General features: G+C 43.2%; 4 protein-coding genes, 1 tRNA gene and 3 rRNA genes. 1 reads left to right on the forward strand and 7 read right to left on the reverse strand.

The features are described from left to right. Window positions 1-543, forward strand: a 543-nt coding sequence (locus tag VBE63_RS21470; RefSeq protein WP_323685065.1) for a TraM recognition domain-containing protein, incomplete at its 5' end; no start/stop codon positions are given. A gap of 69 nt (window positions 544-612) precedes the next feature. Here the strand turns inward: VBE63_RS21470 and istB are convergent. The 7 genes from istB to VBE63_RS31530 all read right to left on the reverse strand — a co-directional run. Beyond that, the gene (gene istB, locus VBE63_RS21475) at window positions 613-1,449 is read right to left on the reverse strand and encodes an IS21-like element helper ATPase IstB (protein WP_323685066.1); all 837 of its coding nucleotides are present in this window, start codon (window positions 1,447-1,449) and stop codon (window positions 613-615) included. Next, on the reverse strand, window positions 1,446-2,948 hold the full coding sequence (istA, locus tag VBE63_RS21480; protein WP_323685067.1) for an IS21 family transposase: 1,503 nt from the start codon (window positions 2,946-2,948) through the stop codon (window positions 1,446-1,448). The genes istB and istA overlap by 4 nt, the downstream gene beginning before the upstream one ends. Before the next feature lie 662 nt (window positions 2,949-3,610). After that, window positions 3,611-3,726: ribosomal RNA gene (gene rrf, locus VBE63_RS21485) — 5S ribosomal RNA — on the reverse strand. A gap of 217 nt (window positions 3,727-3,943) precedes the next feature. Beyond that, window positions 3,944-6,831: ribosomal RNA gene (locus VBE63_RS21490) — 23S ribosomal RNA — on the reverse strand. 386 nt (window positions 6,832-7,217) lie between these two features. Further along, window positions 7,218-7,293, reverse strand: a tRNA-Ala gene (locus VBE63_RS21495). A 219-nt stretch (window positions 7,294-7,512) separates the two neighbouring features. Next, a 16S ribosomal RNA gene (locus VBE63_RS21500) occupies window positions 7,513-9,026 on the reverse strand. The 16S, 23S and 5S rRNA genes sit together here with 1 tRNA gene alongside, the layout of an rRNA operon. A 556-nt stretch (window positions 9,027-9,582) precedes the next feature. Continuing rightward, on the reverse strand, window positions 9,583-9,661 hold a 79-nt coding region (locus VBE63_RS31530; protein ID WP_416274620.1), incomplete at its 5' end, for an aminomethyltransferase beta-barrel domain-containing protein.

Here is a 9,661-nt window from a genome sequence, read left to right on the forward strand (position 1 = left end):
CCTTTATTAAAAAGTTCTAGGATGCAATCTTCAAATATTTTTATAAATCACATCGTATCCATCACTTCACCTATCATGGATATAGCAGCCCAAGAGTACTTTAATATTGGCCAAATCAATCTAGCACATGAGTTACGCAAAGGTAAAATAGTAATCATCCATACCGATGGCATACCTGCGAATATCTTAGCTATCTTAACAAGCACACTCTTGGAATCCTTAGCTTTAGAAATTGGAAAAGATACCTTTTCAAATTTACATCCAGTAAGTGTTTTTATAGATGAAGCCCAAAGGGTAGTATCTCCAAATTTAGATTTAGGTGTAGATGTATTAAGAGAAGCAAAAGTAGAACTCTTTCTCTCTTTTCAAAACATTAACTTACTTATCTCTACCCTTGGAGAAAATGAGACAATGGCTCTTTTAAAAAACCTTACTAGTGTATTTCGTTTTTCAAACCTAGAGAGTGGTTCATCAAAGCTTCAAACCTTTGAATATATAAAAGGTCATGATAGCTTTCAAGCTAAACCTTTTAAAGCTGATTGAAGATTTTGACCGAAATTTGACCCTTTTTTTTGAAAAAAAATGACCCACCTGCAGACCGCAATTCTACCATTATTTTTCCAGTTTCTCACCTCCGTTTTTTGATTTGTTTTTGTTTTTTTCCCTTAAGCCTCTCATTCTGTAGCTTGGGCCATTGATTAAAAATGGATGAGAGTGATGTAAGAGCCTATCTAATATAGCTGTAGCAATGACATCATCATTAAATATCTGCCCCCACTCTTGAAACTCTTTATTGGAGGTAACAATCGTTGAAGCCTTTTCATACCTTTTTGAGATAAGTCTAAAAAAGAGAGAAGCAGCTTCACGGGAGAGTTCTAAGTACCCAATCTCATCAATGATTAAAAGTTCAATCCTGCCTATTGCTTCTAGATAATCTGTAATCGTGTTTGATCTATTGGCGGCAATGAGTTCATGGGTAAGCTCTTCTGCACTTATAAATTTTACCCTCCTTCGTTGCTTAGTAGCTTCCAGTCCAAGTGCAATCGCCAAGTGGGTTTTACCAACTCCAGGTGCGCCAACCAGCAGTATGTTGGTTGCACTCTCTAGAAAGCTCAGGGTGGCTAGTTCGCGAATAAGCTTTTCATCAATCTGTGGTTGGAAACTAAAATCAAACTCATCCAAGGATGCTAGATATTTAAATCCTGCCTTTTTAACCCTTGCGTTAATACTTCTGTCTACCCTATCAACAATTTGTTGTTGCAACAGTTTATACAAATAGTCTTGATAGGAGAGTTTTGCCTTGGCAGCATCATGGGCTGCGCTTTCGTAATTTTCACCCACAGAAGAGAGGGATAAGAGTTTACAGTAACTTTCAATGTTTGCTTTTAATGAGCCATTCTCTAGGGCAACTGGTCCGCTATTTCTCAAAGAAGTTGTTGGTCTTTTCATAATTTGTAATCTCCTAAATCTCTTTTAATATTCTCTTGAGGTAGTTTGATATTAAACAGGTTTAACTGCTCTTTCCTAAGTGGGGTTTTATGGGTGATGGTGCCTTTGATAATAGAGAAGCTATAGACGCTTAAAGTGATGGCTTCTTCCATAGCCATAATGCAATCCCCATCATCGTAGTACTCAAACAGATTGGCTATCTTGTAAAGATGATATGCTGGATTGATACGTTTGGCTACTTTGAGATTATCAATAAAGGTGTGGATATTGGCGTAGTTATGAAACCGCTTTAGGAGTCTACTGATTGAGAGTGCTTGTGAATCAAACTGACTCTCTTTTCGGTATCCGCTAAAGTGCTCCTTGTCAATAATCACCTCTCCCTTTTTTAAAGAGAGCGCATGGGAAGCAATGAGCTTGTTTCTGCTGGAATAGATGTGCAATGAGGTACCATAAAGCACCCGAAGCCAAACCTCTTTACTTGCAAAGTAGTGAGGGATAGAGTATTTGTTTCCTCTGTAAGATATCAAGCAATCAGCACTTGCTTTTCTAAACTCCTCTTTAAAGCCCACATACCGTTTAAGCTCACCCGTGATGGGGTGAATTGGTAGTGGGTGTAGCGCGGCTTGTTCTTGTGTTTCAAAGAGTACTTTTGTCACCTGTTTGGTTGTGCCGTGCATTTCAAGGTTATGTTCATCTTGAAACGCCTTAAGCCTTGTTCTTAACTCCTCAAAGCTTGTGAATGTATTGCCTGCTATAAAATGGGTCTCAAGGTAACTAAAGGGGTGCTCCACTTTTCCTTTGCTCCAAGGGTGAGAGGGCATACTTCGTGTGGGTTTGATGCCATAGAGTCCGCACAGGGCTAAAAATCTAGGATTCCACACAAGATTGTCTTTAGAGGCATTGGTAATAAACACAGTGGCGTTATCCACTTGTATACGTTCACACACGCCGCCAAAGAAGATAAAGCTCTCCTCTAAGGCCGTATACACATCGCTTCCTGCAACATATAAACTCACATCATAAAATTTATACCTACTAAATCCTAAGATGCTCTGGTGTATGTTGATTTTTACACTATTGCCTCCAATTTGTACCACATAAGGAGACCAATCGTATTGCATCTGCTCTGCTGGCGCTGTTTCGTAGCGCATGTAGGCTTCAGGGGAACTTTTGCTTACATCGTTGACAATGGGCTTTAACACCTCTCTTATGTAGGCATACAGGGCATACTGACTCCCTTTGTATCCTTTGGAGCGCATATCTTTGAGTATTCTACTGGCTTTGAGGTTTTTCTTTAAAAATGACTCTTTGATAAATGCAACAAAGGGTTCAATTGCCTCATTAATCTTTTTCTCGCCTCTGTTATACAAAGGCAACGCATCACTCTTCAGTGCTTTTTTGACTGTGTTTCTACTGATGCCAAGTATTCTTGCCAATTCTCTTGTGCCTATATTTGGATTTTTCTTCTTTAGGTTTCGAATAGTTACCCAATCTTCCATTGTTATCATTCCTCTCTTTCCCTTCTGAGTATAGTGTGCAAAAGGGTATGTTAATTTAGTTGAGAGGTGGGTCAAAAGTTTTCAAAAAAGTGGGTCAGTTTTCGGGCAAAAAGTTCAACATGTAACATGACATCTACATGTAAAACCGTCTCCATTAAGCCTTTACATGTAAATCTAGCCGCACTCAGATATGATACAACAAAATCTTTACACGTTACAGTAATCAAATCTTTACATGTAAATCCCACCGCACCCGCATGCAACCAATCTCTACATGCAACACAAACTTTACATGTAACACAAACTTTACATGTAACCCCATCCCTACATGTAAAACCGTCTCCATTAAGTCTTTACATGTAAATCCAACAGCACTCAGATGTAACCAAATCTTTACATGTAATCCAGCCTCTACATGTAAAACACCCCATCACCCTGAATCCAGCACCTATCATCCTGAACCACCCTCCGTCACCCTGAACTCGATTCAGGGTCTACATCCAACAATAGGCTTATTGTTTTTAAGCAGTGTTCATCTAAGGCAGACTTGTATTGTTCATTTTAATTTATATTTGTTTAGGTATGGATTGGTTAAATGAATGGATGTTAATTTGTTTTGATAGTGATTGTTTTATTTAAGAAGTAAATAGTAGTAAGTGACGAGCCGGCAGCGACCTACGTTTCCGTCCCAGTAAGGGAGAGTATCATCGGCCAGGATGCGCTTAGCTTCCAGGTTCGGGATGGAGCTGGGCGTTTCCACATCTGTATAGCCACCGGCAAGCGTCATGGAAAGAGACCATTGTCTGCTTCCATGACGCTTTGGTAATATTGTTAAAAGTCAGCAACTTATCAAGAGAACATCTCCTTGATAAGGTTACCCTTATCAAGGAAGTGATGCGCACAGTACTTCCATACGAAAAAGCCGAAAGCTTTTTTGTGCTTTAGTATTTGCTACTTTAGCTCGGACTTAGTTCGAGCGTTAAAAGTAGATAGAAATAAGTAAGCCAAACGACCTATTAGTACTGGTCAGCTAAATGGATTTCTCCACTTACACACCCAGCCTATCAACCATGTAGTCTTCATGGGGTCTTCAGGGAAAGTTCATCTTGGAGTTGGCTTCCCGCTTAGATGCCTTCAGCGGTTATCACATCCGAACATAGCTACCCAGCGATGCCCTTGGCAGGACAACTGGTACACCAGTGGTTCGTCCACCCCGGTCCTCTCGTACTAGGGGCAGCTCTCCTCAACTTTCCTACGCCCACGGCAGATAGGGACCGAACTGTCTCACGACGTTCTGAACCCAGCTCGCGTACCGCTTTAAATGGCGAACAGCCATACCCTTGGGACCTGCTCCAGCCCCAGGATGCGATGAGCCGACATCGAGGTGCCAAACCTCCCCGTCGATGTGAGCTCTTGGGGGAGATCAGCCTGTTATCCCCGGCGTACCTTTTATCCTTTGAGCGATGGCCCTTCCACACAGAACCACCGGATCACTATGACCGTCTTTCGACTCTGCTTGACTTGTATGTCTCACAGTCAGTCCGGCTTATGCCATTATACTCTACGAGGGATTTCCAACCCCTCTGAGCCGAACTTTGTAAGCCTCCGTTACTTTTTAGGAGGCGACCGCCCCAGTCAAACTACCCACCAGACATTGTCCTCGCACGAGATAATCGTACGGAGTTAGCTATCAGAATATTCAAGGGTGGTATCTCAAGGATGCCTCCGAACCTACTTGCGTCTGTTCATCAATGGCTCCCACCTATCCTGCACATGAATATCCCAATAGCAGTGTCAAGCTATAGTAAAGGTGCACGGGGTCTTTCCGTCTTTCCGCGGGTAGGAGGAATTTTCACCTCCACTACAATTTCACTGGATCCCTGGTTGAGACAGCTCCCATCTCGTTACGCCATTCATGCAGGTCGGTATTTAACCGACAAGGAATTTCGCTACCTTAGGACCGTTATAGTTACGGCCGCCGTTTACTCGGGCTTCAATTCATGGCTTCGCAGAGCTAACCAATCCTTTTAACCTTCGAGCACCGGGCAGGCGTCACACCCTATACATCCTCTTACGAGTTAGCAGAGTGCTGTGTTTTTGGTAAACAGTCGGGAGGGACACTTTGCTGCCACCCATCAGTGCTTTGAAGAGCAAGTCTTCTAACAAATAGGGCACACCTTATACCGAAGATACGGTGCTAGTTTGCAGAGTTCCTTAACAATGGTTCATCCACGCGCCTTAGAATACTCATCTCACCCACCTGTGTTGGTTTACGGTACGGGCAACATTACATCTCGTTTAGAGGCTTTTCTCGGCACGACAGTATCAAGGGTTCAAAGCGCTCTCCGAAGAGATTGCTCTGCCTGTAAGATCTCGGTTGCATGAGAAGCGGATTTGCCTACTTCTCAACCTACGTCCTTCGAGCCACTATTCCATCAGTGACCCCCTTTAACTCTATGCGTCCCCCCATCACTCAAGCGATGTAATGTCGGTATCGGAATATTAACCGATTTGCCATCGTCTACCCCTTTCGGACTCGACTTAGGTCCCGACTAACCCTACGATGACGAGCATCGCGTAGGAAACCTTGGGTTTACGGCGAAGAAGATTCTCACTTCTTTTCTCGCTACTCATGCCTGCATGCTCACTTCCATCCGCTCCACCACTCCTTACCGGTATGGCTTCAACGCTGAATGGAACGCTCTCCTACCACTCATAGTAAACTATGAATCTAAAGCTTCGGTGTTTATCTTAGCCCCGTTATATTTTCGGCGCAGAATCGCTAGACCAGTGAGCTGTTACGCTTTCTTTAAAGGATGGCTGCTTCTAAGCCAACCTCCTGGTTGTCACAGCAACTCCACATCCTTTTCCACTTAGATAAAACTTTGGGACCTTAGCTGTTAGTCTGGGTTGTTCCCCTCTCGACATAGGATTTTATCACCCTACGCCTGACTCCCGAGGTTACACATGAAGTATTCGGAGTTTGATAGGGTTTGGTACCGCGGTAAGCAGCCCTAGCCCTGTCAGTGCTCTACCCCTTCATGCTAATGCTCGAGGCTATACCTAAATATATTTCGGAGAGAACCAGCTATCACTGAGTTTGATTGGCCTTTCACCCCTATCCACAAGTCATCCCAAAAGTTTTCAACCTTTACGGGTTCGGTCCTCCACTGGCTCTTACACCAGCTTCAACCTGCTCATGGATAGATCACTCAGTTTCGGGTCTGCAGCATCTGACTAATTCGCCCTATTAAGACTCGCTTTCGCTACGGCTTCTCGTTCGATTAACCTTGCCAGATACCACAACTCGCAGGCTCATTATGCAAAAGGCAGTCCGTCACACTTATTAAATAGTGCTCCGAATGATTGTAAGCCATAGGTTTCAGGTTCTATTTCACTCCGCTCACCGCGGTCCTTTTCACCTTTCCCTCACGGTACTTGTTCGCTATCGGTCTGGTAGTAGTATTTAGGGTTGGAGGGTGGTCCCCCCATATTCAGTCAAGATAACACGTGTCCCGACCTACTCGTTCGTTAATCTAGTACCACATAAATGTTTTCGCCTACGGGAATATCACCCTCTATGTCCACTCTTTCCAAAGTGTTCAGCTAACAAATATGCTATCACTAACAGCCCTACTCCCATTTCGCTCGCCGCTACTCTGGGAATCTCGTTTGATTTCTTTTCCTGAAGGTACTGAGATGTTTCACTTCCCTTCGTTCGCCCCCCGCAGGGTGACATGACTCGCGCCATGCCGGGTCGCCCCATTCAGAAATCCCCGGATCAAAGCTCATTGGCAGCTCCCCGAGGCTTATCGCAGCCTATTACGTCTTTCATCGCCTCTACCAGCCAAGGCATCCACCTATGGCCCTTAATATCTTTTATTCTATTGTTAGTACGAGCAGAGGAAGTAATCCCTCTACTCTACGCTAGACGCTTAGTCACTAAAGTACAAAAAAGCTTTCGGCTTTTTCACACAGTAGATTGTAAATTTCTAGTTTTACTAACTTGCGTTCACTACCTTATTTAATGTATTACCATAAAATAAGATTGATGATCTGTTTATTGTAGTTATTTAGTTTATAATAAATTTCTTTATTATTGTTGTTGACTTTAACAATTGTAATTTAATGAACTTTTTGGTTTAAAAACCAAATATAAACTCTTTTTTTAAAAGCTTATATTTAGTTTTCGTACTAATCGTGCTTAAGGAAAAGGCGAAGCATACTATAAGTATGTGAGTCTTTTTCTTCAGTGCGATTAGTGCAAAATGGTGGAGAATAGCGGGATCGAACCGCTGACCTCCTGCGTGCAAGGCAGGCGCTCTCCCAGCTGAGCTAATTCCCCATAATATTAAATAGTCCGTAAAAGGAACAAGTCCCTTTCCCTTCGCTTGGACCGCTGTGGTCACTAAAGCTAGTCTCTTTCGAGACAGAATATTTTTCAAATTTTCAAATGAACATAGATCACTGAAAACTAAGCAAGTAAAGACTAATAATAACAACTGTTTCTCTTGTGAGATTTTCTTTGTATGTTAACTCAAATGAATGGTTAACTTTACTCTAGAAAGGAGGTGATCCAACCGCAGGTTCTCCTACGGTTACCTTGTTACGACTTCACCCCAGTCGCTAATTCCACCGTAAGTGGTAGCCTCCCGAAGGTTAGCTTCCCAATTTCGGGTGAAATCAACTCCCATGGTGTGACGGGCGGTGAGTACAAGACCCGGGAACGTATTCACCGTAGCATTGCTGATCTACGATTACTAGTGATTCCAGCTTCATGGAGTCGAGTTGCAGACTCCAATCCGAACTGAGAGACGCTTTATGAGATTGGCTCCACCTCGCGGTATCGCAACTCTCTGTACGCCCCATTGTAGCACGTGTGTAGCCCTAGCCATAAGGGCCATGATGACTTGACGTCGTCCTCACCTTCCTCCTCCTTGCGAAGGCAGTCTCCTTAGAGTGCCCAGCCGAACTGCTGGCAACTAAGGACGAGGGTTGCGCTCGTTGCGGGACTTAACCCAACATCTCACGACACGAGCTGACGACAGCCGTGCAGCACCTGTTTTCAAGCTCCCCGAAGGGCACCACTCTATCTCTAGGGTGTTCTATCAATGTCAAGGCTAGGTAAGGTTCTTCGCGTATCTTCGAATTAAACCACATGCTCCACCACTTGTGCGGGTCCCCGTCTATTCCTTTGAGTTTTAATCTTGCGACCGTACTCCCCAGGCGGAACACTTAATCTGTTAAGTGCATCACCGAAGCAACTAGTGCTCCGACGACTAGTGTTCATCGTTTAGGGCGTGGACTACCAGGGTATCTAATCCTGTTTGCTCCCCACGCTTTCACGCCTTAGCGTCAGTTATGTTCCAGGAGATCGCCTTCGCTTTAGGTATTCCTAGTGATATCTACGGATTTTACCCCTACACCACTAATTCCATCTCCCCCTCCCATACTCTAGGTAACCAGTTTCAAGTGCAGTTCTACAGTTAAGCTGTAGGATTTCACACCTGACTTGGCAACCCGCCTACGCGTCCTTTACGCCCAGTGATTCCGAGTAACGCTTGCACCCTCCGTATTACCGCGGCTGCTGGCACGGAGTTAGCCGGTGCTTATTCATATGCTACCGTCATTTTCTTGACATATAAAAGGAGTTTACACACCGAAATGCGTCATCCTCCACGCGGCGTTGCTGCATCAGGGTTTCCCCCATTGTGCAATATTCCTCACTGCTGCCTCCCGTAGGAGTCTGGTCCGTGTCTCAGTACCAGTGTGGCGGATCATCCTCTCAAACCCGCTACCTGTCATTGCCTTGGTGAGCCATTACCTCACCAACTAACTGATAGGATATAGACCGATCTCTTAGCGAAAAAACTTTCCCGACTAACATTGGAGTTAGAAGGAGTATCTAGTATTAATCATCGTTTCCAATGGCTATCCCAGTCTAAGAGGTACGTTATCTATATATTACTCACCCGTGCGCCACTAATCCAAGCAGCAAGCTGCTCTTCATCGTTCGACTTGCATGTGTTAAGCACGCCGCCAGCGTTCATTCTGAGCCAGGATCAAACTCTCCATAATTATTTGTTTCCTTGAAACGGAAGTAATTCCGTTTCAATTCCTTGCACTAAAGCTAGAAACTTTACAGTTTCAGAATTTTTGAAAACAGATTATGTAAAGAACACATTGCTGTGCATTACTGATCTTTTGCCCAAGATTATTAAATCATTGGCTTATTAAGACATAAAGAGTGCTTAAACTCTTTATGAATATAGTTATCTATTTCTATTGGGAAACTAAGTATCTCTACTTAGAGTTCAAAATAGAATAGACGGTTGTTGTTTTATATTAGTTATTTCTAAGTAATACTTAACTTTTTAGTTATTACTAAAAGTCTATTACTTGCTTAGTTTTCAATGATCTCAAAATAAGTTGCTAGTGTTTCTCACTCGCTATCGCTCATTCGTAAATGTTCTTGCTACTCGCAAGATGCGTTTCACTCATTTTGTGGATGGGAATTATAGGGGGATGTTGCTTAGGAAATACTTAAATAATGAGGAGGATTTAAAAGTTTCTTTTTTTGTGTTTATTGATTATCGAATCCAATTTATAGAGCAGCTTAATAATTAACTATCTTTTATGGAGTATCTTCTATCCAACCTCCGCCGATAAGCTTGTTTCCATCATAAAAAACAGCTGCTTGACCAACTGCTACA

It is taken from the genome of Lamprobacter sp. (genome assembly GCF_034860625.1).
Classification (GTDB): domain Bacteria; phylum Pseudomonadota; class Gammaproteobacteria; order Chromatiales; family Chromatiaceae; genus Lamprobacter.